The sequence below is a fragment of the Siphonobacter sp. SORGH_AS_0500 genome, assembly GCF_002838835.1.
Lineage (GTDB): Bacteria > Bacteroidota > Bacteroidia > Cytophagales > Spirosomataceae > Siphonobacter.
The window spans coordinates 116,776-142,974 of sequence record NZ_NHPP01000008.1; the positions used below are offsets into that span (position 1 = coordinate 116,776).

Below are 26,199 nucleotides of genomic sequence, written 5' to 3' on the forward strand. Positions count from 1 at the left end.
CTCGCGGGAATGAACAAGTTTATAACTACACTCAAGAACATTTGGTCCATTGAGGAGCTCCGTACTCGGATCCTCAACACTCTGTTGTTCATTACTGTTTATCGTATAGGGTCATACATTGTCCTGCCTGGTATCGATCCAGCTCGACTTCCCAAAGGCCAGGGAAACGGATTGCTTGATTTGATTAATACCTTCTCAGGAGGTGCTTTTCAAAACGCATCAATTTTCGCTCTTGGGATTATGCCTTATATCTCGGCGTCTATTGCAATTCAGCTGTTGACCATTGCATTACCCTATTTCCAGAAAATGCAGAAAGACGGAGAATCAGGACGGCGTAAGCTTAACCAGATTACTCGGGTTTTAACCATTTTCGTGACGACAGCCCAGGCTATTGCTTATACTCAGTCACAAATTCCAGCTGAAGCTCTGATGATCGAGCGTAGTTGGTTTACTATTTACTCTACTATTATCCTGATTTCTGGTACTATCTTCTGTATGTGGATGGGCGAGCGTATCACTGATAAAGGTATTGGAAATGGTATCTCTCTGTTGATTATGATTGGTATCGTAGCTCGTTTCCCTGTAGCCTTATTACAGGAAGCTGGCTCAAGAGGAACCGGTGGTGCTTTGATTTTCGTTGTTGAACTTGTGGCTCTTTACTTCGTAGTAATGGGTGCAGTTTTAATCACGCAGGCTACCCGTCGAATTCCAGTTCAATATGCGAAGCAGGTTGTTGGAAATAAAGTAGTAGGTGGACAGCGTCAATACATTCCATTAAAGCTGAATGCAGCAGGTGTAATGCCTATCATTTTCGCCCAGGCTTTAATGTTCGTTCCCGGTTTAGTAGCAGGATATTTTGCTGAAAAAAGTGACACCGCTCAGTCGATTGCTCAGGCATTCAACAGCTATGATCACTGGCAGTATAACGTTCTATTCGGTTTCCTGATCATTATTTTCACGTATTTCTATACGGCGATCTCAGTCAATCCTCAACAAATTGCTGATGATATGAAGAGAAGTGGTGGCTTCATTCCTGGTGTAAAGCCTGGTTTCGAAACATCAGAATACATTGGTCAGATTCTGGATCGTATTACTCTTCCAGGAGCTATCATGCTAGCTTTAGTAGCCGTAATGCCTTCTATTGCTCGCTTGTTTGGTATCTCTCAAGGTTTCGCTCAATTCTTTGGTGGTACTTCTCTGCTGATTCTGGTAGGGGTAGTATTAGATACCTTACAACAAATTGAAAGTTATCTGCTCATGCGTCGCTATGAGGGATTAATGAAATCAGGTCGCGTTCAAGGTAGAACTACCGAAAGCGTATCGACTATTTAATTCTTTAGAAGATGATTTATCTCAAAACTGACGAGGAGATTGAATTAATCAAAATCAGTGCTCAGGTTTTGGGTAAGGCTCACGCGGAAGTAGCTAAACTGATTAATCCAGGAGTTACCACAAAAGAACTCGATAAAGTAGCGGAGGAATTTATTCGCGACCATAAGGGTTCTCCTTCTTTCAAAGGATATAACGGCTTTCCTGCAGCACTTTGCATTTCAGTAAATGAAGTAGTCGTGCACGGTTTTCCTAGCGGATACCGATTAAAGGAAGGTGATATCATCTCAGTTGATTGTGGTGTCTTTTTGAATGATTACCATTCGGACAGTGCTTTTACCTATCCCGTAGGAGAAGTAAAACCTGAAGTCAAGGCCCTTTTGAAAAGAACGTATGAGTCTCTTTTTCAGGGAATAGACAAAGCCGTTGCTGGCAACCGGATTGGTGATATTGGTTTTGCAGTACAAAGTTATGTGGAGCAGTTTGGTTACGGAGTGGTCCGGGAGTTAGTCGGACATGGTGTAGGCAAATTTCTTCATGAAGGCCCGGAAGTCCCCAATTATGGAAGACGTGGTCAGGGACCTCAATTGAAAGAAGGTATGACCTTAGCAATTGAGCCTATGATTACCCTGGGTAAACGTAGTGTAGTACAAGAAAAAGATGGATGGACTATCCGTACAAGCGATCGCCTGCCTGCAGCTCATTTTGAGCATACGGTAGCGATTCGTAAAGGAAAAGCTGAGATCTTAACTACCTTCGAATACATTGAGCAAGTCCTGGCTGAAAGAAGTATGGCCATCGCATAAACATTAGGATAGGGCGAGTACTTCTTAACATTATTATCCCTATCCTAAGCCAAAAACATGGCAAAGCAAAGCTCTATAACTACTGACGGAATCATTTTAGAAGCATTATCCAATGCAATGTTTCGGGTTCAGCTCGAAAACAAGCACGAAGTAATCGCTCACATTTCTGGAAAGATGCGGATGCACTACATCAAAATCCTTCCTGGAGATAAGGTGAGATTGGAAATGTCTCCTTATGATTTGTCCAAGGCTCGTATTACCTACCGTTACAAGTAATCAAATTGGTTTCCATTTTTCAGGAGTTAACTGAAATCTGAAGACTGAAAAACTTGAATAAAATGAAAGTTAAAGCTTCGATCAAAAAGCGTAGTGCTGATTGCAAAGTAATTCGTCGCAAAGGAAAGCTCTTCGTGATCAACAAGAAAAACCCTAAGTTCAAACAACGTCAAGGTTAATTCCGCTCGATTTTGAGCGTACAAACTTATCCGACCAAATATGGCTCGTATTGCAGGGGTAGACATTCCCGACAAAAAGCGAGGAGAAATCGCTCTCACGTACATCTTCGGCATCGGCCGTAGCTTGTCTCGCACTATTTTAGCTAAAGCTGGCGTTAGCGTTGATAAAAAAGCTGGCGAATGGAATGATGAAGAATCAACCGCGATTCGTAACGTCATTAGTTCTGAATACAAGACGGAAGGTCCTTTGCGTTCAGAAATCCAATTAAACATCAAACGTTTGATGGATATCGGATGTTACCGTGGTCTTCGTCACCGTAAAGGATTACCACTCCGTGGTCAGAAAACGAAGAACAACTCTCGTACTCGGAAAGGTAAGCGTAAGACGGTTGCTAACAAGAAGAAAGCAACGAAATAATTAGTTTAAGTTTAAAGTTTGAGTAATCAGGCTTTAAACTTAAAACTCAAACAACACCATCAGAAATGGCTCAGGCAAAACGGAAAGACAAAGCCAAAAAGCGGGTCGTAGTGGTAGAACCTGTTGGACAGGTTCACATCAGAGCTACGTTTAACAACATTATCATTTCAATTACCAACAACCAAGGTCAGGTAATTTCATGGGCTTCGGCTGGTAAAATGGGCTTCAAGGGTTCTAAAAAGAACACTCCTTATGCGGCTCAAGTTGCTGCTGCCAACTGTGCTCAGGTTGCTCATGAAGCTGGTATGCGTAAAGCTGAGGTTTTCGTAAAAGGACCCGGTTCAGGACGTGAATCAGCAATCCGTACGATCCAAGGTTCAGGTATTGAGGTAACGTTGATTAAAGACATTACTCCCCTGCCACACAACGGCTGTCGTCCTCCTAAGCGTCGTCGCGTTTAGTTAACGACGAGTACGCTTACTCTATTTAGGTTCCACTGGTTGGTGATTATCAGTATCGGGCCGAACAATTAATCAAACAATCACCTTGTCTTTTTGACAACTCAAAAGATACAGGAAACAGGATAGATTCCAGGAGTATAACTTCAGAAGTATCCGATCCAACACATTTTCATGGCACGTTACACAGGTCCCAAGGCAAAAATCTCTCGTCGTTTCGGCGATGCAGCCGTTCTCGGTGGAGGTAAAGCTGTTTCTCGCAAGAACTATGGTCCCGGCCAACATGGCAAGGGCAAGCGGGGTAAAAAGTCCGAATACTCTCTCCAATTGCAAGAAAAGCAAAAGGTGAAATATACTTACGGTATCTTGGAAAGACAATTCGAAAATCTTTTCCATAAAGCAGCCGTACGTGAAGGTATCACAGGTGAAAACCTGCTGAAATTATGCGAAGCTCGTCTGGATAACACGGTTTACCGTTTAGGTATTGCTCCTACGCGTCGTGCGGCCCGTCAGTTAGTAGTTCACAAACACATCGTTGTTGACGGTGAAATTGTAAACGTACCTTCTTATTCTTTGCGTCCTGGTCAATTGATCTCAGTACGTGAGAAATCAAAATCTCTTGAAGCAGTTCAGAATAGCTTAGCTGGCCGTAACACAAAACGTTACAACTGGTTAGAGTGGGAAAATTCTGAATTACAAGGTAAGTTTGTAACTTACCCAGAACGCGACCAGATTCCTGAGAGCTTCAACGAGCAGGCAATCGTCGAATTGTACTCGAAGTAATTAGGGTCGAATATATTTCCTCTGGAGTTCTCCAGAGCCTTGTTATCGACCATGGAGGATTGGAAGATGGATTGGTCCATCTTTCAATCCTTTGCGTCGTCAAGGTTAACCATCCAAGTATTACGCTAAAAACCCAATCCGTATGTCAATACTCGCGTTCCAAATGCCCGACAAAGTCGTAATGGAAAAAGCCAACGACTTTCACGGTGTATTTGAGTTTAAGCCTTTGGAAAAGGGCTACGGTGTCACGATTGGCAATGCCCTCCGTCGGATCCTGCTCTCCTCTCTGGAAGGTTACGCCATCACAAGCGTAAAGTTCTCAGGGGTGCTGCATGAGTTCTCTTCCATTGAAGGTGTAATGGAAGATGTAACTGATATTATTCTGAATCTGAAGCAGGTTCGTTTCAAAGCGGCCTCTGAAGTACTGGATAATAAGATTAACGTGAAGGTGAAAAACCAAAAGGTTCTGACTGCCGGAGACATCCAGAAGTTCACTCCTTACTTCACCATTCTTAATCCCGAATTAGAACTTCTCCATATCGACGAGTCTAAGGAATTAGACATTGAATTGATCCTGGAAAAAGGTCGTGGATACGTTCCTGCGGACGAGCCTCGTACAACGGAATTATCTTTCGGTCATATTGCTATTGATGCTATTTATACGCCCATTAAAAACGTAAAATATAGCATCGAAAACTTCCGCGTTGAACAACGGACGGATTACGAGAAACTGATCATTGAAGTAATGACTGATGGCTCGATCCACCCCGAAGACGCATTGAAAGGTGCCGCTTACATCCTGATTCAACACTTCATGTTGTTCAGCGATCAAACGATGACTTTCGAAACGGTTAAACCAGAAGAAGAAAATGTAGTGGATGAGGAATTCCTGCACATGCGGAAATTACTCAAAACTCCTCTGCAAGATCTGGATCTTTCGGTTCGTGCGTACAACTGTTTAAAATCAGCTGACGTTCGTTCCTTAGGTGATCTGGTGAAACTGGAAATCTCTGATATGATGAAGTTCCGCAACTTCGGTAAGAAATCTCTTACGGAGTTGGAGCAACTAGTAGCAGATAAAAATCTTCACTTCGGAATGGACGTGGCTAAGTACCGTCTGGAAGAAGAATAGTAGATTTGCAATTGGTTAGGGATGTTAGCGTTGGCTAACCATTTCTAACCAATTTTTATAAACATCGAACGGGCAGCACTCGATAGTTTTTTCAATCAATTCGTAATAGGTGGGGCAGTAGATCGCTGCAAACTGGTGTCCTGACCGCAACTTACGACTCCCATGAGACACGGGAAAAAATTTAACCACTTAGGCCGTCAGGCTTCACATCGTAGCTCTTTATTAGCTAACCTGACTATTTCTTTAATTCTTCACAAACGTATCGAGACTACTTTAGCTAAAGCGAAAGAACTTCGTAAATATGCTGAGCCTCTGATCAACCGTGCTAAAGAAGATACTACACACAACCGTCGTACGGTATTTAGCTATCTTCAAAGCAAAGAAGCCGTTAAAGAATTGTTCAGTACCGTAGCTGAGAAAGTAGCGGATCGTCCCGGTGGATACACGCGTATCATCAAGTTGGGTAACCGTTTAGGTGATAACGCTGAAGTAGCTTTGATCGAGCTGGTTGATTTCAACGAAATCTACAGTGCGAAAGAAGTGGAAGAAAAGAAAACGACTCGTCGTAGCCGTCGTGGTACAGGTGCTAAAAAAACAACTGAAGATACGCCTTCTGCTGAAGTAGTAGAAACAATCCCAGTTGCAGCTGCTGCTGAAGAAGCTCCTGCTACGGAAGAGCAAGCTCCTGAAGCTCCTGCTTCAGAAGAAGAAAAGAAAAACGAAGAATAGTCTTCATTTCTGAGTAATGAAAAAAGGTAGAGAGCGATCTCTACCTTTTTTTTATAAAACTTTGCGATAATCAAAAGGTGGTTGCCGATCACCAATCAGAGGTTTGTACTGAAATTCTGCCCCACGGCGTTTGGCTAGTTCTTCTTTCGCCTGTTTAATAATAGCAGGGTTACTAAACAGTTGAGCTCCTGAGAGGGCAATAATTTTAGCAGCATTACTCATTCCTTTAAAGCCAATACTCATTCCGTCGGCAGCAGTGGCCTGCCAGGTATGAGCAGCCGTTCCCGGTACCCAGGTGGCCGTTGACAACCCTGCTGTTGGTACTAGCCAGCTAACGTCTCCTACGTCGGTAGAGGCAGGAAAGTAACCCATTTTAAAGGGTTGAACCGTGGCTGCTTCGGAAAGGGGGGCAACTTTTCCCTCGAAAGATTCCCGCAGCTTGGTGGCAAATTCCATTTCAGCAGGGGTATAGATCACACCACCGACTTTCTGCAAACTGGCATCCATTACTTTGGACAGGGTTTCGTTGGGTAATAAATTGAAAAGTCCTGATTGTACTTCTACCTCCATTCGAGTGCCGGTTCCCTGGGCTGCCCCTTTGGCTGCTTCCACCACACGATCCCAGATTTTTTCCGTTTCCTCTACATCAGGATGACGAACCACGTACTCTACTTCCGCATAATCGGGAACAACGTTAGCGGCTAAACCACCTTTGGTAATGACATAATGAATCCGTGATTTTTCGGGAACGTGTTCCCGCATCAGGTTCACCATGTAATTCATCGCTTCTACGCCATCAAGAGCCGAACGGCCCCGGTCGGGAGCGGCGGCAGCGTGAGCCGTTTTTCCGTAAAAACGAAATAGTCCTGATTTTACCGCCAGACAGGTAGTAGCCGAAGCATTATTACTAGTGCCTGGATGCCAGTGTAAAACTGCGTCTACGTCATCAAAAAGACCACTGCGGGCCATGAACACTTTTCCTCCACCCCCTTCTTCGGCAGGTGTTCCGTATAAGCGAATCGTGCCAGCCTGTTTGGTTTGAATCATCCAATCTTTCAAGGCTATGGCCGCAGCTACCGAAGCCGTTCCGAATAAATTATGGCCGCAACCGTGTCCCGATGCCCCTTCTTTTAATGGTTTTTGAACCGGTACGGAATCCTGGGACAAACCTGGTAAGGCATCGTACTCAGCTAAAATGCCAATAATGGGTTTGCCGCTACCGTATGAAGCTACGAAAGCCGTTGGAATATTTGCGGCATTGGATTGAATCTGAAATCCAGATTTCTGTAATGTTTCTTTAAGCAAAGCGGAGCTTTTCGATTCCTGATAACCCAGTTCAGCGAAACCCCAGATTTGTCGGGCCACCTGGCAATAATCCTGATACTTTTTGTCAATCTGATTTAGAAGATACTGCTGGCTATTGTCTTTCTGAGCCTGTGCAGCCCAACTGCCTAGCAGTAAAACTGCGAGATAGAAGTATTTTTTCATGCAAAAATTGATTAGTTAAGGGATGAAATAGGTACTGATCATGTTACTTCCGGTAATCCAAAGCGGGCTTGCGATCACCCAGTAACGCTTCGTATTTAAAGTTTTTACCCCGTAATTCCTCCCATTCTTCTTTCGCTTTTTTCACTAAAGAAGGATCATTATAGAGATCAATTGCAGTTAATGCGAGGGTTTTTGCTGCGACCATCATTCCTTTCACGCCAATGCTGGTACCACCAGCGGCTACCGCCTGCCAGCTATGAGCCGCCGTTCCCGGAACCCAGGTAGCGGTCGTTAACCCTACGGTTGGTACCACCCAGCTGACATCCCCGACATCAGTAGAGGCAGACCCTAATAAACTGGCTGCCGAGTAAGGAGCGATTTGCTGAGCCGTGCCGCGTTTAGGTAGGGAGCCAAAAGAAGCTCCGAACGTTTCTGAAATCTTATCGGCAAATTGCTGTTCGGCAGGGGTGTAGGTAAAGCCCCCAACAGCTTCCAGATTTTTGTGCATAACGCTGGATAAAGCGTCTACGGAAAGCAGGTTATACACCCCACCAATTACTTCCAGCTCCATTTGTGTTTCTGTACCCAGAGCGGCTCCTTCGGCAGCTTTAGTAATGCGTTTCCAAACGTTTTGTAAGATACTCCGGTCCTTATGACGGGCATAGTAATAGACTTCAGCAAAATCGGGCACTACGTTGGGAGCTTCACCGCCCTTGGTAATGATGTAATGAATTCGGGTGTCCTGTGGAATGTGTTCCCGCATCATGTTCACCATGTCATTCATGGCTTCTACACCATCTAGAGCGGAACGACCGCGTTCGGGAGCCGCAGCGGCGTGAGCGGCAATACCTTTAAATCTGAATTTGCCCGAAATATTAGCTAGTGAAGAAGAAGGATTAGCGGCATTCGCATCGCCCGGATGCCAGTGCAATGCCACGTCGGTATCATTGAAAATTCCATCCCGAACCAGATATACCTTACCCGAACCTCCTTCTTCTGCGGGTGTTCCGATGAGTTTTATGGTTCCAGTTTTGCCGGATTGTTTAAGCCAGTCTTTTACCGCAATGGCAGCTGCGGATGAACCCGTTCCGAACAAATGGTGACCACAGGCATGACCCGCCCGCTGACCCTCAATGACCTTACGTTCGGGGGTAGCTTCCTGAGCCAGTCCGGGTAAGGCGTCGTATTCAGCCAGAATGCTAATGACAGGCTTTCCGCTTCCGTAGGTGGCAATGAAGGCCGTCGGAATACCCGCCACGCCTGATTCAATGCTAAACCCAGCCTTTTTTAACTCCGCCTGCAAAAGAGCGGAGCTTTTCGTTTCCTGGTAACCTACTTCGGCGTAATCCCAGATTTTTTGGGATATAGCCCCGTAGTAGTCCGTTTTGTCCTGCAGACTGGAAATAACTTTCTGCTTGTCGGCTTGAGCCTGAGAAAAGCCTATGGTAAGGGCAAGCATACCGAAACTAAGGAGGATTTGCTTATTCATAAAAGAAATAAAAATGAAATTTAGTCAATAGGGTATAGAAAGTTTAGCTTCTCTGTCCCTCACATTATCAGGAATGCGTATAGCAGAAAATCGAATAAATCGCTAGTATCTGCTATTTGATACTACTAATCAACTGCTAAACATAAAAATACATATTGTTCATTCTTTGCAATTGTATATATATGAAATATTATTCTGGCTATATGACCTTTAGTGGTTTTATTCAATTCCATATTTGAATAGTTGTAATTAGGGTCTAATTCCAATTAAACTGAACTATTTTTCTCAAAAGTTTATTTTTTAAGGAGCTTAGCTTTGAAGCTTTTCAGCTAGAAGAAGTATCTTTGTCCAATTTGTGGAGTAAATAACTAATCGCACATAATGCCCTTGTTAGTCTTTTCGGCTCGCAAGGGCTTCTTTACGAACCAGGCATGAGCAATCAAACCAAGGAAGCCCTCCTTTTATTAGAAGACGGCACGACTTTTCGGGGTACCGCATTAGGCAAAATTGGCACACACGGTGGCGAAATTTGCTTTAACACGGGCATGACCGGCTATCAGGAGATCTATACCGATCCATCCTATTTCGGTCAGGTGGTTGTCAATACCAATGCACATATCGGAAATTACGGCGTATTGCTGGATACGGAAGAGGAGTCGAATAGCGTGAAAATTTCAGGTATGATCTGTAATTCCTTTTCGCCCATTCATTCCCGGAACGTCGCCGATTCGTCTTTGCAGGAGTATTTTGAAAAAGCTGGCATCGTGGGAATTAGCGACGTGGATACGCGTCAGTTAGTACGTATCATCCGCGAACGTGGAGCGATGAACTGCATTATTTCTTCGGAAATTCTTGATCCTGAAGAATTAATGGTTGAGCTGAAAAAGCTGCCTTCGATGGAAGGTCTGGAGCTTTCTTCAGTGGTAAGTACGAAAGAACCTTATTTCGTAGGGAATGAGGACGCGAAATATCGCGTGGCAGTAATGGATTATGGTACGAAGAAAAGCATTCTTAATAACTTCGCTACCCGTGATTGTTACAGTAAAGTATTCCCTGCTAAAACACCAATCGAAGAAGTGTTAGCCTGGAATCCAGACGGTTTCTTTATCTCCAACGGCCCTGGCGATCCAGCGGCGATGGACTATGCGGTTGATACCGTGAAAGAGATGGTAGAAACCGGAAAGCCTCTGTTTGGGATTTGCCTGGGTCACCAGTTACTGGCAGAAGCGAGCGGTATTTCGACGTATAAAATGCACCACGGCCACCGTGGTCTGAACCACCCTGTTCAAAACCTGATTACGGGTCTGTGTGAAATTACTTCTCAGAACCACGGTTTTGCGGTTAATGCTGAGGAAGTAAAAAATCACCCTAACGTCGAGATCACGCACGTAAACCTGAACGATAAGACAATCGAAGGCATTCGCCGGACGGATAAGCCTGCGTTCTCGGTACAGTATCACCCCGAAGCCGCTCCTGGTCCTCACGATTCTCGTTACCTGTTCGATCAGTTTGTGAACATGTTAGCTCAGGTAGAAGCTTAAGATCATTCGTGATTCACAATCACTTGCGATAGAAAAGCCGATTCAATACAGAATCGGCTTTTTCGTTTACTAGATATAGTCCTAAAATTAAGTTGGCACAAAAGAGCCTCAGAGCATATCTCCAAGGCTATACCTAGTAGCTAATAACTGTCAATTTATGCTAGGACGAGGGCCATTAAGGTACCGTTTGCCTTCGTTGGTATACGGCTCCAAACACCCCTAATCCATTCCTGATGTTGGAAGGTACCAGCGAAGGCTCCGCAAAGGGATTATTTCCATTTTGCTTTTGAAGCTGCGAAGCTTTCAGGAAGTTATAGGCATTTACGTCAAATTGCATCAGTAATAAATCCGTACTTCTCGGATTTCGTATGGTAGAATCCCGCCCGGAAATTCGTCCCATAAAAGTTCGAGCATAAAGCTGGTTGTTACGAATGACATCATCCGTTTCAAAATGATCCCAGACGGTCTGAATTCCGTTAAAGACTGAATCCTGTCCGCTGGTGGTTTGAAGGGTATCGGCGTAGGCCCACTGCCGTCCCAATGCAAAATATTGCCGCTCGGTTGGAATGTTTCCACCCCACACTAACAAATAGTTATTATAAACCCGATAGCCCCGGTTATCCTGAATGTACTCAATGCCATCGATTCGCCAGCGTAAGTTAGACGCCCGGGTAGGAATGGTGCAAGTGGCTTCAATAGATTCGTAACCCGGAGCGGAAGCTTTAAGGGTATAAGTAGTACCGGCTCGCAGACGTATTTTGGCGTTAGTGAGCGTTCCAATCCAGTAGTCATCTCCGTGAAAAGGTAAAGTAACCGTTTGCTGGCCGTCGCTAATGGTAACCGTTGCATCGGTAATGATACTGGCGTCAGAAGATCCCACCATGGGTTCGTTCGTACGCAGCGAAACCCGGATAGTTGCCTCGGTGGGGTTAAGGTAAGACTCCACTACCATTTTGGGGGTATAAGGAATCGGAATGGAATCAACAGGCTCTTGGCAGGCCCATAAGCCCGCGAAGCATAACAGCAGTAGTAGAGGTAGTAATGTCTTCATGGCTCAAAACTTGAAACTATACGACACGCTGGGAATAATAGGAAATAACGAAACCTGCGTCAGCACCCGGTTGTTACGGGTTGGCGTGCTTTGGGAATCATCGATGTAATAGAAAAACGGATTTTTACGACTATACGCATTGTAGAGGCTCACTTCCCAAGTACGGCTGAAACGTTTTTTCTTTTTGTGAAACTGAATGCCTACGTCCAGGCGATGATAAGGAGCCGCACGAAAACTGTTTCGCTGGCCGTAATCAGAAATGCGGGTAGGAAACGAAGGCACAAATCCTGGCTGCGTGGGTCCACTGATTTCAAACGTGCTCTGAGGTAATGAAATCGCCTGTCCCGTACCGTATACCCACGTAGACGAGAGGGTAATGGTTGGTTTCAGGTGATAAATTCCCACCACTGAGATGTCATGACGACGGTCATAACGAGCCCAGAATTTTTTGCCGCCATTGAGTTCCGCAAACTGATTCTGAATCCAGGAGAGCGTATACCCCACCCAGCCAGTCAGGCGACCCGTTTTTTTCTGGACAAAAAATTCGCTGCCGTAACTCCAGCCTTGCCCAGCCGTAATCTGTTCTTCCCAGGAACGTGAATCAGAAGCTTCCGTGAGTGACTCCAGGCCCGTACTAGCCAGAAAGCTGGAGCCTTCTTTATAGGAGAGAATGTTATCCATCTTCTTATAAAAACCTTCTATCGTAACCGAAAACTGGGAGTAATCTTTAGCAACGCCCAAGGCAATCTGTTGCGATTGTTGAGGAGCCACGTTTCGGGTGGTCGGCACCCATAAGTCCGTTGGCAAGCCTACGCTGGAGTTAGAAAGCAGATGGATGTACTGATTCATCGTTGCGTAGGAAGCTTTCAGTGCCCAGTGACGTGGAAAAGTGTAAGACAAAGCCAGCCGAGGCTCCGGGCGGTTGTAGGTTCGTCCCTCGGTAGCGAAGTAACTCATGCGAAGACCCGCATTAATCCGAAGAGCTGAGAAAGGGTGATAGGTATCTTCCAGGTAGATGCCTCCTTCATAGCTATCCAGCGGCTGAATTTGAGATACATTCTGAGAAATAATGGAATTCTCCAGTGTGATGGTATTGGGCAGAAACCGGTGAGACGTTACCGATAAACCCGTCTTAATACTATGCTGAGGAATGGGCGACCAATCGAAATCTGTTTTAAAAGTAAAGTCCCGAATGGTCGATGAATTTTGTAAATTAAACTGACTCGTAAGGTTATTAAAAGTTTGCGAACTCTGAGCATTCACCTGAAAGGCATAATGACTGAAAAGCAGAGTAGTATTAGCGAATAAGCGATTGCTGAATAAATGATTCCAGCGAAGGCTGGCCGTTTTATTACCCCAGTCAAGCCCGCCGCCCTGCTGGTTATTCCTGATTTGAGACCGGAATGAAAATCGGTCCTGTCCTAAGTAACCACTCAGGTATACTTTGTCCTTTCGTCCAAAGTCGTAGTTCAGTTTCGCATTCAGATCATAGAAGTAATAGCTTCCCTGGTTTTCCGCCGGTAATAAGGGTTTTAATAAAATGTCAACGTAGGTTCGACGACCAGAGATGATGAAGGAAGATTTATTTTTTTGAATGGGTCCCTGCAAAACAAGTCTACTGGAAATCAGACCAATGCCCCCTTCGCCGTGGAATTCTTCCTTATGGCCTTCCTTCATTTGCATTTCAATAACGGAAGATAATCTCCCTCCGTAACGGGCCGGAAATCCGCCTTTGATCAGTTCAACGGATTTTAAGGCATCGCCGTTGAAAATGGAGAAGAAACCAAACAAGTGAAAGGCATTATAAACCGGAGCTTCGTCGAGAATTAAGAGATTCTGATCGGGCCCGCCGCCGCGAATATAAAGTCCCGAATTCCCTTCGGAGCCTTTTTGGACGCCCGGTAACAATTGTAAGACTTTCAGCATGTCTTTTTCTCCCAGTAGAGCCGGAACATCTTTCATTTGCTCGATAGGTACGGAAATGGTTGACATCTGCACTTTCTGCGATTCGCGAGTCTGATAATTTCCGGAGACCACCACTTCCTTCAATTCGGCATTACTGACCAGAAGTTGCCAGTTCATTTCGAGATTCCTCGTCAGGGCCAGTTTTCGGGACTGACTTTGAAACCCAATGCTGGAGACAACGACTTCCAGGGTATCACTCAGGGGTAAGGTTAAGGAGTAGAAGCCGTACGTATTAGTGGTGGTTCCTTTCTGAACAGCCGGAACGGATACGGTAACACCAGGCAAGGATTCGCCCGAGCCGCTTTCGCGAACATAACCGCTAATAGTGACGCGTCCAGACTGAGCCCTGGTAAAAAACGTAAGAAGTAATAAACCCAGGGTAACATATACTCTCATGTAAATACGAGGCAGGGCAACAGTAATAGGTTTAGAAATGTAAACGAAAAACGCTTGTACCGCAAACTTGTTATAAAATATTGACTTTCAGCCAAGGAAATGAGTTCTCTAGGGCTAAAACGCGAATTGGAGTCAAACTAAAACAAGAGTGGCTACGGTCAAAAGATCGTAGCCACTGAATGAGGTTAACAATAAAGTGGGTTGGTGAATACAGCCGCCCTAAAAGCGAAATCAGGAAAGGTGGAGGGTTGAACGTAGAAGTCTTTAAAGTAAGCAGCACATTTGCTTCTTTTAATGCTACAAAATAATAGGATTAGAACGGAAGGAAATTTGCGAAAACGCAAAAAAGGAGTTGCGTTTTCGCAACAAATGTATGTACAGCTATTTTTAGACCTTGCTTAATTGGGTACGGATACGGCTGATCTGAAAATAACTCATGTTCAGATAACTGGCCAGAACACTTTGAGAGAGTCTTCCCCGAAGGTTCGCGTATTTGGAATCGAAGAGCTTATATCTTTCAACTGGCGAACGCGTACAAAGCAGTTGTAAACGAATATTATTATAAATGAGATATTCTTCCGTAAAGCGAAGAATGAAATGAACGTAATCAGGATAATTCAAACGAAGCTCTAGAAAATCCTGGTAATGCAGGCGGTATACAATGCTTTCTTCCAGTACTTCCAGATATAGATCGGAGGGTGTCTGACGGTAAAAACTTTCCGTGGCCATTCCAACCCCTCCTTCCGCTACGATCCAGGCCGTTACCTCTTTACCTTCTTCCAGATAATACCCTCGCATTAAGCCCTTCTCAATGAAATAAAAATATTCACTCCGTTGTCCGGGTGTTAAAATCAACGAACCTTTAGAGTAGATACAGGGCCTAAGAACCTGCAATAACGCTTCTTTCGTTAGATCCGAAAGAGGATATAACTGGGTTAAGGCTTCTGCTAATGGGCTGGCTTTTTCGGACTTGGATACCATATGTTATACGATACGAGTCGTCAATGTTACAAATATATGCTGATAATCTAGCACATGAATTTGATATTATTGTACAAGAGTAGTGATTCGGAAGGGCTTGGGATCTCCAATAAATAGTTGTTGAAAACCCTCTATTTGATAAGAGCTCAGGCGTCCATCCGTGCTCTCCAGCGTGAGTATTTTTTCGGATTCAAACAGATAATTTTTCTCCAGCATGGTTGCTTTTATCTTACTAGGGCGGTTCTGTTCATCCCGGATAACTTCCAGAAACTGAATCGGTAAATGCTCACCCTGACGAAGTCGGTAAGAAACGGTATTAGCCGATAAAGTATCTATGAAATAGCTCTGAGTATAAGCGGGTTTGTTAATATCCGCCTGAAGAAAAAGTTCTAGTTCTTTCGTCCAGTCGATTTTAGGGGTTACCAATGTTTCTGATTCTTCATTCACGCTAACCTCTTTACGAACCACCGGATTTGTCTTTTTTAGCATGGCAATCTGAGACTCAACGTAGCCTTTCAGATCAAAGTAAGTCTGGGGTTTGGAGCTGGCCTGTTTGGGGCTATTCTGACAGCCCACCGTAATCAATAAAAGTCCGAATAATAGTTTTTTCATGCTTAGAAAATAAAGAAGGAGAATTGAGAATAGATGAACAGAAAAAAAGCTTTTTCCATTCAAAGTTTCTCAATTCTCCGGCGTATTACTAACCGTTTTTAGAAACGGCCTATTGTTTTATTTTAATACGTAACTCAGTTGTTCTGCGTTTTCTTCTAGCCATTCGTGGACTTCTTCCACGATTTGGCGGATGGAAATTTCGGGTTTCCAGCCCGTCATTTCTGTTACTTTGGTATTATCAGTAATGTATAATGGAATATCTGCCGTACGACCTTCAGTAATGGGTTTAATCGGAATGGTTTTACCCGTAACTTCCTGACAAATTTTAGTTAATTCCACGAGCGAAGTACTGACTTCAACGCCGCCTCCTACGTTCAAAATCTCGCCATTAACCTGATCAATATGGTGTAACTGCCAGTCTACCAAACGGTATAAATCGGCTACGTGGAGCATATCGCGGGTTTGCTTACCCGTCCCATTAAAGCCAATATACGCCAGTTGTTGTTCGTAAAAGTGTTTAGCAACCCAAAGCACCATAACGCCCTGATCGGCCTTACCCATTTGCCAGGGACCCGTCAGCACGCCGCAACGGTTAATAACGGTTTTCAAGCCGTAAAACTCATTGTATTCGTGAATCATCAATTCCGAAGCCAGTTTGGTTGCTCCGTACAAGGAACGGGCTCCCTCAAGGGGAAAATACTCACTGATCCCTTTGGCATTGGCTCCGGGCAAAGGCTGTTCTTCGGTTAAGGCAAAGCGGGTTTCTTCTTCCTGATAAGTCAGTTTTTCCAGCGGTTTAATCGGGTAAATCCGGCTGGTGGACAGAAAAACAAAAGTGGCTTTGTGCTTTAAGGCGAAGTTCAGACAGTTAATCGTTCCAACAAGGTTGGTATTGATCAGGTAATCGGGAGAACCATTCAGACCCGCTAAAACCGAAGGCTCGGCTGAAGCTTCAATAACTGCATCCACGGCAGGAATAACGTCGAAATCTTCTTTGGAGCGAATGTCGCCGTGAACAAACTCAATACCCGCTGATTTCAGACGGTTAATGTTCAGTTCGGAGCCTCTTCTTTTCAGGTTGTCAAGGGCATAAATTTCGTAAGAAGGATAATTCTTCTTAAGGTTGAGGGCCAGAGAGGAACCCACAAAACCGGCTCCTCCGGTAATTAAGATTTTCATAAGTAGTAATAAATCAGCTAAATTTTATGGGAAGAATAGGTCATCAGAAGGTGACCATTCTTCACATATTTAGTATAGGGATGGTTTCTAATCCGTAACTCTTTTTAAATTAAATGTTTGGGCGGGACGGATAATAAGCGGTACTTTTTCAATCTTAACCGCCGAACTATCCAGACCAAACCAGCGGTCTTCGGAAGTCGTAAACGTTTTGATGTAGAAGTAAGCCTGCATGGTCATGCGTTCCCAGAAGGGAAGATCGTTTTCGAACGACAGGAATTTCTCCAACACAACGAAACGGAAATCACCAATGACGTTCTGTTTACTTAACGACTCGTAACGGCTGGTAATATCCACTTCCTTATTTTTTACCATATCCTGAATCACGCGGCGGAAATAGAGGTTAATCCGTTGTTCGACCCGGAAGCCCAGTCGGAAAGTCACTTTAATGACATCGTCGGGAGCAATTACGTTTACCTTATATTCCATCGTATACGGATCATCTACGGTATCAACGTGCACAAACCAGTAAATATCCGCCCGTTTGGGTCGTTTCTGAAAGATAGAGTAAATCACTTTCGATTCAATTTCACTCACCCGTGACGCATTAGACATGAAAATCAGGTGGGTAGCATACTTAGGAATCGACATATCCCGACTCAGTTCTTTCAATGGGTCGATATAATCAGAAAGTTTGACGTATTCGGTCAGACGGGCTTTGATGTTAAAGGCTCGCAGCCAGATAATCATGACTATCGCAATGGTCGAACCGATCAGCAGAGATACCCAGCCGCCGTGCGTAAACTTCAGCAGGTTCGCAACCAGGAACGAAGACTCGATAGTTAGGTAAACGACCAAAAAGAGAATAACTCCGTAGAACATGAACCGATGCGTATAGAGGTAGTACGCCATCAGCATGGTAGTCATTAACATGGTCAGGGTAATGGCCAGACCATAGGCCGCTTCCATATTAGTGGACTCACGGAAGTATAAAACGACGGCCATACAACCCGCCCAAAGTAACCAGTTGACACTAGGGACGTATAACTGACCTTTTTCATTGGAAGGGTAACGCAGCTTTACTTTAGGCCAGAAGTTCAACCGGATGGCTTCAGAAATCAGCGTAAATGAACCCGTAATCAAGGCCTGACTGGCAATAATTGCCGCCATTGTGGCGATGGTAATACCCGGTAATAAAAACCAGTCGGGCATCATTTCGTAAATGGGTTTCCGCCCGCGAAGAAATTCGCCGTTATGAGCCATTAACCAGGCTCCCTGGCCGAAGTATTGCAACATGAGGCAGGCCTTTACGAACACCCAGGAGACCCGAATGTTTCCACGGCCACAGTGACCCATATCTGAGTACAAAGCTTCCGCCCCAGTAGAACAAAGGAAAACCGAACCTAATAACCAGAAACCAGAAGGCTCATGAGCCAGCATGTCGTAGGCATAATAGGGATTGACGGCCCGGAGAATCGTCCAGTCTTGTGCAATCCAGATAATACCGAAAAAGGCCAGCATGCTGAACCAGATGAACATCATTGGTCCGAACGAGCGGCCTACCAATTGCGTGCCCAGGGCCTGAATCAAGAACAGAACCGTGATAATGGCCAGAATGATGTAGATAATGTAATGATCCAGATGAGGATACCGCATTTCCAATCCTTCCACAGCCGAAGCTACCGACATGGGTGGGGTAATGATACCATCGGCTAACAGAGCCGCTCCGCCAATAATTGCGGGAATGGTTAACCAGCGGGCGTGCTTCCGAACCAGCGTGTACAAGGCAAAAACACCGCCTTCACCTCGGTTATCGGCCCGTAAAATAAGCACTACGTATTTGACGGTGGTCAGTAAGGTAAGCGTCCAGAGCACGCAGGAGACGGCTCCTAAAACCAGACGTTCTGAAATGGGCTTATCGCCCATAATCGCTTGCATTACATACAAGGGAGAGGTACCAATATCTCCGTAAATGATGCCGAGGGCAATCAAAAGCCCGGCGGCACTCACCTTATCCAGGTGTTTATGATCCATGTGGAAATTGACTAAAGAACCGCAAAGTTAAAGTATTAATGCGATGAGCCGTTTCGCTCAATCATAGAAAAGCCGACTCGAAGGGTTACGTAACGAATCGGCCTGGGGGTTATAGGATTTTTTCTACATCTCTTCGTAAACTGGCTTCATCCCGTAAACCAATCATCCGGTCAACAGGCTTTCCGTCTTTGAATAATAACAGTGTAGGAATAGCATCCACTTTGTACTGCTTCGCGACATCAGGATCACGATCGGCGTCGATTTTTAGAATCGTTACCTTCCCGGCCCAGTCATGTTTTAGTTTTTCCAGAATAGGAGCCTGTTGCTTGCAGGGTCCGCACCAAACGGCATAAAAATCAACCAGCACTACTTTGTTATCCTTGAGGGTCTGAGCTAATACGTCTTTGCCCTTGGGAGCAGGCATCATCGCCGGACGTTCGGTTGGAGCAATAACGGATTTGTTGGCGTTCGTCCATTTCAGGTAGCCACCGTCGAGGTTATATACTTCCTTGAAACCCGCCTTGGCGAGGTATTCGGCGGCCTGACCGCTACGTCCGCCGGAGTAACAATACACCAGTACGGGTTTATTTTTATCAAGTTTGGCAACTTGCTCAGCGAAGGCGTCCTGTTTTTTCCAGTCGATATTTTGAGCGTTGGGTAAATAACCCCGCTCATACTCAGAAGCCGTCCGAACGTCAAGTACCTGGGGTTTGCTGCTGAGTTTTCCTTCGAAAGCATTCACATCCAGGTTGGTCTGAGCAAAGGCCGAAAGGCTGCAAAGCCAGCCCAGCCCCATCAAGATTCTGAATTTAGTTAAAGAAAGCATGGAGATACGTTTTTAGATACTAGTACGAGGAAAGTTTGGGGTTTTGAGTTTAGGGTTGGAAGTTACAGAAGTGCTTTGGTTAAGAGTATCAACGTCAGCATAACTCAAAACCCCAAACTCGAAACTCACTTGATATTATCCAAATTATAATGCAGCCCTACATTTTCGCGGCGGGACATGGCCATTTTTATCACAAGATACGAAACGTTAATCATGTTACGTAATTCACAAATAGGAACGGAAACTTTCGATTCACGGTATAGTTGCTCGTGCTCCCTATAGAGTAACTCGACGCGTTCGTAAGCCCGGCGTAGACGGCGGTTGGTTCGCACAATACCCACGTAATTAGCCATGATGCTGTTTAATTCCCGCGTCATTTCGGTGACCAGTACCTGTTCTTCGGGATGAGTCGTACCTGAATCATCCCAGTCGGGAACGTTGGCGGGAATTACCGCTTTGTGTAAATGCTCAATGGTACTTAAAAAGGCCCGGTGACCGAAAACGACGGCTTCCAGTAAAGAGTTGGAAGCAAGTCGATTCGCTCCGTGTAAGCCCGTGCAGGAGCACTCGCCTGCGGCGTACAGAAAAAGAATATTCGTCTGCCCGTGTTCATTCACCCGAACGCCACCACAGAGGTAATGCTGAGCTGGAACGACGGGAATCATGTCCGTTCGAATGTCAATGCCCAGATCAAGACAATGTTGGGTAATGTTTGGAAAGTGTTCCAGAAACTTCTCATAATCCGTATCCCGAACGTCCAGATAGACATGATCGGTACCGTTTCGCTTCATTTCGGAGTCAATAGCCCGAGCCGTAATGTCGCGGGGAGCCAGCGATAATCGTGGATCGTAGTTTTCCATGAAGGTCGAACCGTCCGCATTTTTCAGCACGCCGCCAAAGCCCCGAACGGCTTCCGAAATCAGGAACGAAGGTTTTTTGCCGGGTTGGTATAAACTGGTCGGATGGAACTGAATAAACTCCATGTTATCACAAATGCCCTTAGCCCGATAGGCCATCGCAATGCCGTCTCCCGTAGCGATGGTAGGATTGGTGGTGCTCTGGTAAATATTACCGATGCCGCCCGTGGCCAGCATGGTGGTTTTCGCCAGAAATTTATCCACTTCGCCCGTTTGAGTATTTAAAACGTATGCTCCGAAACATTTAATGTCCTGTCGGTAGCGATAAACCGTTTCGCCCAAATGGTGCTGGGTGATTAACTCAACGGCGTAATAGTGCGTGAAAATGGTAATGCTGTCGTGCCGCTGTACCTCTTCCAGCAAGGCCCGCTCAATTTCGGCTCCGGTGATATCTTTGAAATGCAGAATCCGGTGGTCGGAGTGACCGCCTTCCCGGGCCAGATCGTATTCTTCGCCGTGGCGATCAAAGCGGGTGCCGTAGTCGATTAACTCCTGAATGCGGGCGGGAGCTTCAGTAACGACGATTTCTACAATCTTGCGATTGCTAATGCCGTCTCCGGCATCCATCGTGTCGTCAATGTGTTTATCAAAAGAATCTTCCTTCGACCAAACGGCGGCAATACCGCCCTGAGCGTATTTGGTATTGGTCTCATCGGCCTGCACTTTGGTGATTACTGCAATGGAAACAGGTTCCTGGCGGCTTTCGAAGTAACGGGCCAATTTGGTAGCATAACTTAGTCCGGCAATACCCGAACCAATCACAAGGAAGTCGTATTGGTGCGTCATAATTAAATCAAAAACGATTTAGTGGCTCGAAAGTTAGGAGATATTTGGGAATGGCTGGAATTTGCCGGGGGAAATGTGAAGGTATTTCGCTAAAAACGAGCTTACTTTGGCTACAGACCCTGACGTTATCTTTTCATGAAATCCCTGCTAAAATTGGCCCGAGTCTGCGGCTTGTTCCTTTTACTTCTGGGCATCTTTTCGAGCTGTACCGTACAGTTAGCACCGAGTTATAACCAGGAGCTAGTAACGGGTATTACTGCTCAGAATAAGGCAACCATGGAATTTTTCGCGATGGTAGCCCTCGGTACAAAACAGAGTACCTATGCGAATCGGGAGCCTTATTACAACCAATTGATTGGTAGTTTCGATGCTCTGGTTACGCAGGCAAACGCCCGCTTTACTCCCCGGAATAAGGTTCGTCAGAAAGCGAATGAAGCGTTGAAGAAAAAAGGAATTCCGGTGCTGGAAGAAGGAGAAATTCCGAGTGCAACGGCTCTGGAGCGAATTTATACCACGCTGGTAAAAATGCGGGAGACCGATCAGAAACAGGGGGTAACCCTTACGGAAGTACAGGCTTTTAAAGGCCAGATAAAAATTTATATGGATCAGGCATTAACCTACGAAAACGCTCTGGAACGCTAATGGCCCTCGACCTTACTCAACTCATAGCCGATTTGAAAACGGCCATCTCCGAAATTGTAGGCAAAGACCTGACCACCATTCGGGGTTTTCAGGAGCGTCAGCTAAAGGCCATTGCCCAGCAGTCGGCGTTAGTGTCGGCGGGTATTCTGACGGGTGATATTACGCCAGAAACCCGCGAATTTTTTCTGGATGGTCTGGAAGACATGGTGCTTAACTTCCTGAAAACACTCCGGGAAATTCTTGAAGTAACCATTGAAAAAGCCTGGAACGCCGCCGTAAAAGTCATCTGGAGTGCTATCGAAAAGGCGACAGGAGTTACGCTGTTATAACGTATATCGCCGAATCTTGACCTGATCTTCCATAAAGCCCATGTGCAACTGCTTATGGTCCTTAAAATTGAAAACGTGTCCGTCGGTTCTAACTTCCTGAATTTTTGAAACATCCAGGGTTTGTACCAGCCATTCTTCGGCCTGAGGCGTATGCGTGGCAATGATTCCTTCTTCGGGCATGCCTTTGTCGGGGGTAGTGTAAAAGGCCGCAAAGCCATAGTTAACATCGACCGCGGGCGACCAGAGTGCATTACCTACGGTCTGCGAGACGACGGTATAGCACTGATTTTCTAAAGCTCTGGCCCGGCAACCGACGTGCACCCGCGTGGCTCCACGAATGGTTTCGGTACAGCTTGGAGCTATGATTACAGAAGCTCCCAAAGAACATAATAATTGAGAGCTGATGGAGAACTCGGAATCATAACAGATCTGAATGCCAAAACTTCCCCAGTCTGCTTCAAACAGGCTCAGGTATTTAGGAGCACTGGCAATGCCCCATTCTTCATTCTCAAAACGAGTCATGAAAAACTTATCCTGATAACCAATGAGTCCTTTCGGCGAAAAAACATAAGCCCGATTGTATAACTCTTGCCCTACCAGTTCTGGAAAACTGGGTGCGACGATTACGACTTTATACTGGTGAGCTAAGTCCGCGAATGTCTGACAAAAATCTGCTTTCAGAGCATCCATTTCCCGCACCTGCCGACGAATATCCTGCCGGATTTCCTCAGAAAACAGGCTGACCAGCTCCATCGAACCGTATTCAGGAAAGACCAGTATCTCGGCCTGTTGCTGAACTGCCCGGCTTACCCAGCCTTCGGTATGAACCCGCCAGTCAGACAAGCTTTTATGTTCAGTAATCGGGTATTGGGCAGCGGCAATGGTAACGTTCAATGCGAGACTAATTTAGAGGTGGGTGGAATGGGTTTAATCCAGTAAATCATGGATTTGGCCGTCGATTCAGTTTCTCCCAAGTCAGGCCATTCCATTTTGCTTTGCAAGGCGGGTTCCTGATGATACCCCCGCTTCTTCCAGAAAACATCATGTGGGCGATAATCCGCCGGACGAGCCGGGTGATCTTCAGGCCTTACTACCGAACAGAAACAGGTCATTTCAAAGGTTCCGTAGCTTTGAGCATGAGCTTCGCGTTCTTCGAAAAAACGATGCCCTAAGCCGTGGCCCCGGTATTCAGGTAACAGAATACTTTCACCGAAATAAAAAATCCGGCTGACGTCCATGCCTGCTTGCTCAAAAGGCTCTCGTACTTCAGGCATTTCGTTTTCAAGCGGAATACAGGTCGTTGCTCCAATCATTCGGTCCTGATCGTACACCGCAAATAAAAACGATCGTTCGGCCTGGGTATAGGTTTTCAGATACTCTTTTTCGTAAGCTATGGAGCCTTCGTAGAGGTAGGGGAAATCCCGAAAAACCCGAATACGAAGCTGGGCCAGGTCATCGAAAACCTGCTCGATGGCCTGGCCTGTTTTGGTAATGTATTGCACTATTCAGAAACAAGTTTAATCCAGAGGGGCAGGTTATAATAGGTAGTTACCCGAGTGATTTTGCCTTCTTTTACTTCCAGAAAAGCCCCGGCGGGTAATACGTATTTCTGGCCGTGAGCTTCGGGTAATCCTTCTTCACCCTGTTTATAAACGCCATTTACTACGAATTCTGCAGCAACCCGCGTGTTTGTAGGTTCACTCAGGAAAACCAGATCCGTCAGGGTTTCTTCATAACTGGTATCCATGTGCTGAAGAAACTCGGTAAACTTTTCAATTCCAATTCGAACGTCGCCCTGATTGGCTTCGTGCCGAATGTCTGGGGAAACGAGGCTTAGCATGCCCTGCCAATTTTGCTGATTGAAGTAGGTGTAATACTGTTGAACGATTTCCAGTGCGGTCATGATGAATAAAACTTTTAAATGAACAGCCTAAATTAGGCAAAGCTACCTTTCCGGCGAAAAGTTCAAATCAGAAGGTTGGTCTGGAATAACTTTTGATTTGGTAATTTGTTCGTAAGCTATAGCCTTCTTTATGTCGAAAACATACTCACTCAAAACGATCCAGAAACTGCCCGTTACGCTGGAGCAAGCTTGGGATTTTTTTAGTAAACCCGCAAATCTGAAAGATATTACACCCTCCAGCATGGGGTTTGATATCAGAAGTCGCCATCACGGCGAACGAATGTACGCCGGACAAATCATTGAATATACCGTAACGCCGTTGTTGGGAATTCCGCTGTACTGGATGACGGAAATTACGCACGTAGAAGACCAGAACTATTTCGTGGATGAGCAGCGTTTTGGGCCTTATAGTTTATGGCATCATCAGCACCATTTTCGGGAAATTGAAGGCGGCGTCGAAATGACTGACATTGTTCATATTCGCATTCCCTTCTGGGTTCTTGGAGATTTGGCGTATGCCATTCTCGTCAAATCAAAACTGCGGGAGATTTTCTCATACCGGTATAAAAAGCAGAAGAGGTTTTCGGGGTCTGGCCGGGACAAAAAATGGAGATTGCGATGTTTTGAAGTTGCTAACTTCGGCATGGTTGGTGGAGACACCAACCATGGCAAATGGGTTTTGAGCGGCTGCCGCTGCGGTTTGGAGTTTGGAGTTTGGAGTTTGGAGTTTGGAGTTTGGAGTTTGGAGTTTGGAGTTTGGAGTTTGGAGTTTGGGAAGCGAAAACCTATAAAGGTAGGGAAGAGGTTTGAAAATGGGAATCATAACCCCGGAGGGGTTGAATATGAATAGCCCCGGATGTTAATCCGGGGACTCTAACGGGCATTTCAACAGCCATTACTAAAAGCATAGAGGTTGGTGAGGACACCAACCAGGGCAGATGATTGCTAATCCGAAAAATCATAGCAATCAATCATTTCAGGTAGAGACGCGACTTAATCGCGTCTGGGTAAAAGGCGGTTAGTGGTTACTTTAGGGATTATAAATCCCTTACAGAGGGCTTTCGGATTACAAATCCGAGAGAGCGTAGGGGGATGCTAATCCGGGGTAAACGTTGGATGCGACTATACGCCAATCTCCTGCCATGGCTGGTGTCTTCACCAGGCATTAATATAAAGCATAATGGTTGGTGAGGACACCAACCATGACAGAGGGATTATAAATCCCTTACAGAGGGCTTTCGAATTACAAATCCGAAAGAGCGTAGGTTACTTTAGGAATTGGCTCCAATGATTACCCGGTAAATTCACTATCCAGAATAAATAAAACCGTTTGTTGGAGAGGCTGTATCTTATTAGCTATAATATCCCAAACCAGTTCAAGGTCTACACCAAAATATTCATGAACAATGAAATTACGAAAGGCAACAATCTTTCGCCAGTCGGCTGGGTACTTGGTAGTTAAATCTTCACTTAAAGCATTGGCCGCTTCTCCAATAATTTCCAGTTGCCGTTCAATAGCGAATCTATAAATGGGCTCCTCATATAGATCCTTTTTAGTTTTTCCAGTAGAGAACTCCTGTATATAATCAATTGCTTCAAGAATATGCCTTAGTCTAGCCTCATTGCCCAGGTGCTTTTTCATAAATTAGTTGTTTTTCCTGGTCAATACGAGGTTGAATAAATTTGGAAAGGCCATTGGCACTCACTACATCAACGGACCGATTTAAAAGCTTACTTAACTCTTCCTTTAAATCAACGAAGAAAAAAAAGTCGGCTCCATGAGCATAATCTAGTTCTACCAGAATATCAATATCACTATCCGCCTGCTCTTCCTGACGAGCATACGAACCAAATACGAAAGCCCGGTTAATAGGTTTGTCGGCAAAGTAATGCTGAAGCTGAGCAACGATTCTATCCATATTTTGAGGGTTATTTTAGGCAGTACGATACTAA

At 45.3% G+C, this 26,199-nt stretch carries 28 protein-coding genes; 13 read left to right on the top strand and 15 right to left on the bottom strand.

The features are described 5' to 3' along the window. Positions 1 to 9 precede the first annotated feature (9 nt). The 9 genes from secY to rplQ all read left to right on the top strand — a co-directional run bounded on the left by secY (position 10) and on the right by rplQ (position 6,110). The gene (gene secY, locus BWI96_RS11360; protein WP_106636755.1) at positions 10 to 1,332 is read left to right on the top strand and encodes a preprotein translocase subunit SecY; all 1,323 of its coding nucleotides are present in this window, start codon (positions 10 to 12) and stop codon (positions 1,330 to 1,332) included. 11 nt (positions 1,333 to 1,343) lie between these two features. Then, on the top strand, positions 1,344 to 2,135 hold the full coding sequence (gene map, locus BWI96_RS11365; RefSeq protein ID WP_106636756.1) for a type I methionyl aminopeptidase: 792 nt from the start codon (positions 1,344 to 1,346) through the stop codon (positions 2,133 to 2,135). Between the two features lie 57 nt (positions 2,136 to 2,192). After that, positions 2,193 to 2,411, top strand: a complete 219-nt coding sequence (gene infA, locus BWI96_RS11370) for a translation initiation factor IF-1 (protein WP_093200805.1) — start codon at positions 2,193 to 2,195, stop codon at positions 2,409 to 2,411. Between the two features lie 62 nt (positions 2,412 to 2,473). Beyond that, a complete protein-coding gene (gene ykgO / locus BWI96_RS11375; protein ID WP_094816375.1) occupies positions 2,474 to 2,590 on the top strand; it encodes a type B 50S ribosomal protein L36 in 117 nt (38 codons plus the stop codon). A 40-nt stretch (positions 2,591 to 2,630) separates the two neighbouring features. Then, on the top strand, positions 2,631 to 3,008 hold the full coding sequence (rpsM, locus tag BWI96_RS11380; RefSeq protein ID WP_094816377.1) for a 30S ribosomal protein S13: 378 nt from the start codon (positions 2,631 to 2,633) through the stop codon (positions 3,006 to 3,008). A gap of 65 nt (positions 3,009 to 3,073) precedes the next feature. After that, a complete protein-coding gene (rpsK, locus tag BWI96_RS11385) occupies positions 3,074 to 3,469 on the top strand; it encodes a 30S ribosomal protein S11 (RefSeq protein ID WP_094816379.1) in 396 nt (131 codons plus the stop codon). 171 nt (positions 3,470 to 3,640) lie between these two features. Continuing rightward, positions 3,641 to 4,249, top strand: a complete 609-nt coding sequence (gene rpsD, locus BWI96_RS11390) for a 30S ribosomal protein S4 (RefSeq protein WP_106636757.1) — start codon at positions 3,641 to 3,643, stop codon at positions 4,247 to 4,249. Between the two features lie 142 nt (positions 4,250 to 4,391). Then, complete coding sequence (locus BWI96_RS11395; protein WP_106636758.1) at positions 4,392 to 5,381, top strand: DNA-directed RNA polymerase subunit alpha; 990 nt, start codon at positions 4,392 to 4,394, stop codon at positions 5,379 to 5,381. A 162-nt stretch (positions 5,382 to 5,543) separates the two neighbouring features. Continuing rightward, the gene (rplQ, locus tag BWI96_RS11400; RefSeq protein ID WP_106636759.1) at positions 5,544 to 6,110 is read left to right on the top strand and encodes a 50S ribosomal protein L17; all 567 of its coding nucleotides are present in this window, start codon (positions 5,544 to 5,546) and stop codon (positions 6,108 to 6,110) included. A gap of 51 nt (positions 6,111 to 6,161) precedes the next feature. Here rplQ and BWI96_RS11405 read toward each other — a convergent pair whose 3' ends face one another. After that, on the bottom strand, positions 6,162 to 7,598 hold the full coding sequence (locus BWI96_RS11405) for an amidohydrolase (protein ID WP_106636760.1): 1,437 nt from the start codon (positions 7,596 to 7,598) through the stop codon (positions 6,162 to 6,164). A 43-nt stretch (positions 7,599 to 7,641) separates the two neighbouring features. Beyond that, entirely contained in the window at positions 7,642 to 9,057 is a 1,416-nt protein-coding gene (locus BWI96_RS11410; protein WP_232793688.1) for an amidohydrolase, read from the bottom strand. A 461-nt stretch (positions 9,058 to 9,518) separates the two neighbouring features. Here BWI96_RS11410 and carA point away from each other — a divergent pair, with 461 nt between their 5' ends. Beyond that, the gene (gene carA / locus BWI96_RS11415) at positions 9,519 to 10,628 is read left to right on the top strand and encodes a glutamine-hydrolyzing carbamoyl-phosphate synthase small subunit (protein WP_106636762.1); all 1,110 of its coding nucleotides are present in this window, start codon (positions 9,519 to 9,521) and stop codon (positions 10,626 to 10,628) included. Between the two features lie 175 nt (positions 10,629 to 10,803). On the opposite strand, the gene BWI96_RS11420 is transcribed toward carA, so the two are convergent. The 8 genes from BWI96_RS11420 to nadB form a co-directional block, all read right to left on the bottom strand. Further along, positions 10,804 to 11,679 (bottom strand): DUF4249 domain-containing protein, encoded by an 876-nt coding sequence (locus BWI96_RS11420; RefSeq protein WP_106636763.1) that lies wholly within the window; start codon positions 11,677 to 11,679, stop codon positions 10,804 to 10,806. A 3-nt stretch (positions 11,680 to 11,682) separates the two neighbouring features. Continuing rightward, entirely contained in the window at positions 11,683 to 14,040 is a 2,358-nt protein-coding gene (locus BWI96_RS11425) for a TonB-dependent receptor (RefSeq protein WP_106636764.1), read from the bottom strand. A gap of 387 nt (positions 14,041 to 14,427) precedes the next feature. Continuing rightward, positions 14,428 to 15,021: a Crp/Fnr family transcriptional regulator gene (locus tag BWI96_RS11430; RefSeq protein WP_106636765.1), complete on the bottom strand. Its 594-nt coding sequence runs from the start codon at positions 15,019 to 15,021 to the stop codon at positions 14,428 to 14,430. A 66-nt stretch (positions 15,022 to 15,087) separates the two neighbouring features. After that, positions 15,088 to 15,633 (bottom strand): hypothetical protein, encoded by a 546-nt coding sequence (locus tag BWI96_RS11435; RefSeq protein WP_106636766.1) that lies wholly within the window; start codon positions 15,631 to 15,633, stop codon positions 15,088 to 15,090. A gap of 117 nt (positions 15,634 to 15,750) precedes the next feature. Continuing rightward, on the bottom strand, positions 15,751 to 16,812 hold the full coding sequence (locus tag BWI96_RS11440) for an NAD-dependent epimerase/dehydratase family protein (RefSeq protein ID WP_106636767.1): 1,062 nt from the start codon (positions 16,810 to 16,812) through the stop codon (positions 15,751 to 15,753). Between the two features lie 87 nt (positions 16,813 to 16,899). Further along, a complete protein-coding gene (locus BWI96_RS11445) occupies positions 16,900 to 18,843 on the bottom strand; it encodes a KUP/HAK/KT family potassium transporter (RefSeq protein ID WP_106636768.1) in 1,944 nt (647 codons plus the stop codon). Between the two features lie 109 nt (positions 18,844 to 18,952). Next, the gene (gene trxA / locus BWI96_RS11450; RefSeq protein WP_106636769.1) at positions 18,953 to 19,669 is read right to left on the bottom strand and encodes a thioredoxin; all 717 of its coding nucleotides are present in this window, start codon (positions 19,667 to 19,669) and stop codon (positions 18,953 to 18,955) included. A 125-nt stretch (positions 19,670 to 19,794) separates the two neighbouring features. After that, a complete protein-coding gene (nadB, locus tag BWI96_RS11455) occupies positions 19,795 to 21,372 on the bottom strand; it encodes an L-aspartate oxidase (protein WP_106636770.1) in 1,578 nt (525 codons plus the stop codon). Between the two features lie 135 nt (positions 21,373 to 21,507). Here nadB and BWI96_RS11460 point away from each other — a divergent pair, with 135 nt between their 5' ends. Together BWI96_RS11460 and BWI96_RS11465 are read left to right on the top strand one after the other, a co-directional pair. Beyond that, entirely contained in the window at positions 21,508 to 22,014 is a 507-nt protein-coding gene (locus BWI96_RS11460; RefSeq protein ID WP_106636771.1) for a hypothetical protein, read from the top strand. Further along, positions 22,014 to 22,343 (top strand): hypothetical protein, encoded by a 330-nt coding sequence (locus BWI96_RS11465; RefSeq protein WP_106636772.1) that lies wholly within the window; start codon positions 22,014 to 22,016, stop codon positions 22,341 to 22,343. The genes BWI96_RS11460 and BWI96_RS11465 overlap by 1 nt, the downstream gene beginning before the upstream one ends. On the opposite strand, the gene BWI96_RS11470 is transcribed toward BWI96_RS11465, so the two are convergent. Genes BWI96_RS11470 through BWI96_RS11480 form a run of 3 tightly spaced genes read right to left on the bottom strand, consistent with a single transcriptional unit; the run spans position 22,338 to position 24,246 of the window. Next, the gene (locus BWI96_RS11470; RefSeq protein WP_106636773.1) at positions 22,338 to 23,237 is read right to left on the bottom strand and encodes a carbon-nitrogen hydrolase family protein; all 900 of its coding nucleotides are present in this window, start codon (positions 23,235 to 23,237) and stop codon (positions 22,338 to 22,340) included. The genes BWI96_RS11465 and BWI96_RS11470 overlap by 6 nt on opposite strands. Then, entirely contained in the window at positions 23,234 to 23,845 is a 612-nt protein-coding gene (locus BWI96_RS11475; protein WP_232793689.1) for a GNAT family N-acetyltransferase, read from the bottom strand. The genes BWI96_RS11470 and BWI96_RS11475 overlap by 4 nt, the downstream gene beginning before the upstream one ends. Next, complete coding sequence (locus BWI96_RS11480) at positions 23,845 to 24,246, bottom strand: nuclear transport factor 2 family protein (RefSeq protein ID WP_106636775.1); 402 nt, start codon at positions 24,244 to 24,246, stop codon at positions 23,845 to 23,847. Before BWI96_RS11480 ends, BWI96_RS11475 begins: the two co-directional genes overlap by 1 nt. A gap of 130 nt (positions 24,247 to 24,376) precedes the next feature. On the opposite strand from BWI96_RS11480, the gene BWI96_RS23285 reads away from it, so the two are divergent. Beyond that, the gene (locus BWI96_RS23285) at positions 24,377 to 25,096 is read left to right on the top strand and encodes a hypothetical protein (RefSeq protein WP_369804142.1); all 720 of its coding nucleotides are present in this window, start codon (positions 24,377 to 24,379) and stop codon (positions 25,094 to 25,096) included. 441 nt (positions 25,097 to 25,537) lie between these two features. On the opposite strand, the gene BWI96_RS11490 is transcribed toward BWI96_RS23285, so the two are convergent. Together BWI96_RS11490 and BWI96_RS11495 are read right to left on the bottom strand one after the other, a co-directional pair. Then, entirely contained in the window at positions 25,538 to 25,888 is a 351-nt protein-coding gene (locus BWI96_RS11490) for a DUF86 domain-containing protein (protein WP_106636776.1), read from the bottom strand. After that, the gene (locus tag BWI96_RS11495) at positions 25,866 to 26,165 is read right to left on the bottom strand and encodes a nucleotidyltransferase family protein (protein ID WP_198555238.1); all 300 of its coding nucleotides are present in this window, start codon (positions 26,163 to 26,165) and stop codon (positions 25,866 to 25,868) included. The genes BWI96_RS11490 and BWI96_RS11495 overlap by 23 nt, the downstream gene beginning before the upstream one ends. Between the last annotated feature and the right edge of the window lie 34 nt (positions 26,166 to 26,199).

Coding starts and splice junctions, on each gene's coding strand:
- BWI96_RS11465 (WP_106636772.1), top strand. CDS start 22,014: ATGGCCCTCGACCTTACTCAACTCATAGCCGATTTGAAAACGGCCATC.
- nadB (WP_106636770.1), bottom strand. CDS start 21,372: ATGACGCACCAATACGACTTCCTTGTGATTGGTTCGGGTATTGCCGGA.
- BWI96_RS11495 (WP_198555238.1), bottom strand. CDS start 26,165: ATGGATAGAATCGTTGCTCAGCTTCAGCATTACTTTGCCGACAAACCT.
- rpsK (WP_094816379.1), top strand. CDS start 3,074: ATGGCTCAGGCAAAACGGAAAGACAAAGCCAAAAAGCGGGTCGTAGTG.
- BWI96_RS11430 (WP_106636765.1), bottom strand. CDS start 15,021: ATGGTATCCAAGTCCGAAAAAGCCAGCCCATTAGCAGAAGCCTTAACC.
- rpsD (WP_106636757.1), top strand. CDS start 3,641: ATGGCACGTTACACAGGTCCCAAGGCAAAAATCTCTCGTCGTTTCGGC.
- BWI96_RS11420 (WP_106636763.1), bottom strand. CDS start 11,679: ATGAAGACATTACTACCTCTACTACTGCTGTTATGCTTCGCGGGCTTA.
- BWI96_RS11490 (WP_106636776.1), bottom strand. CDS start 25,888: ATGAAAAAGCACCTGGGCAATGAGGCTAGACTAAGGCATATTCTTGAA.
- infA (WP_093200805.1), top strand. CDS start 2,193: ATGGCAAAGCAAAGCTCTATAACTACTGACGGAATCATTTTAGAAGCA.
- trxA (WP_106636769.1), bottom strand. CDS start 19,669: ATGCTTTCTTTAACTAAATTCAGAATCTTGATGGGGCTGGGCTGGCTT.
- BWI96_RS23285 (WP_369804142.1), top strand. CDS start 24,377: ATGTCGAAAACATACTCACTCAAAACGATCCAGAAACTGCCCGTTACG.
- map (WP_106636756.1), top strand. CDS start 1,344: ATGATTTATCTCAAAACTGACGAGGAGATTGAATTAATCAAAATCAGT.
- BWI96_RS11395 (WP_106636758.1), top strand. CDS start 4,392: ATGTCAATACTCGCGTTCCAAATGCCCGACAAAGTCGTAATGGAAAAA.
- BWI96_RS11460 (WP_106636771.1), top strand. CDS start 21,508: ATGAAATCCCTGCTAAAATTGGCCCGAGTCTGCGGCTTGTTCCTTTTA.
- carA (WP_106636762.1), top strand. CDS start 9,519: ATGAGCAATCAAACCAAGGAAGCCCTCCTTTTATTAGAAGACGGCACG.
- BWI96_RS11425 (WP_106636764.1), bottom strand. CDS start 14,040: ATGAGAGTATATGTTACCCTGGGTTTATTACTTCTTACGTTTTTTACC.
- rpsM (WP_094816377.1), top strand. CDS start 2,631: ATGGCTCGTATTGCAGGGGTAGACATTCCCGACAAAAAGCGAGGAGAA.
- secY (WP_106636755.1), top strand. CDS start 10: ATGAACAAGTTTATAACTACACTCAAGAACATTTGGTCCATTGAGGAG.
- BWI96_RS11445 (WP_106636768.1), bottom strand. CDS start 18,843: ATGGATCATAAACACCTGGATAAGGTGAGTGCCGCCGGGCTTTTGATT.
- BWI96_RS11435 (WP_106636766.1), bottom strand. CDS start 15,633: ATGAAAAAACTATTATTCGGACTTTTATTGATTACGGTGGGCTGTCAG.
- BWI96_RS11405 (WP_106636760.1), bottom strand. CDS start 7,598: ATGAAAAAATACTTCTATCTCGCAGTTTTACTGCTAGGCAGTTGGGCT.
- BWI96_RS11410 (WP_232793688.1), bottom strand. CDS start 9,057: ATGCTTGCCCTTACCATAGGCTTTTCTCAGGCTCAAGCCGACAAGCAG.
- rplQ (WP_106636759.1), top strand. CDS start 5,544: ATGAGACACGGGAAAAAATTTAACCACTTAGGCCGTCAGGCTTCACAT.
- BWI96_RS11440 (WP_106636767.1), bottom strand. CDS start 16,812: ATGAAAATCTTAATTACCGGAGGAGCCGGTTTTGTGGGTTCCTCTCTG.
- ykgO (WP_094816375.1), top strand. CDS start 2,474: ATGAAAGTTAAAGCTTCGATCAAAAAGCGTAGTGCTGATTGCAAAGTA.
- BWI96_RS11480 (WP_106636775.1), bottom strand. CDS start 24,246: ATGACCGCACTGGAAATCGTTCAACAGTATTACACCTACTTCAATCAG.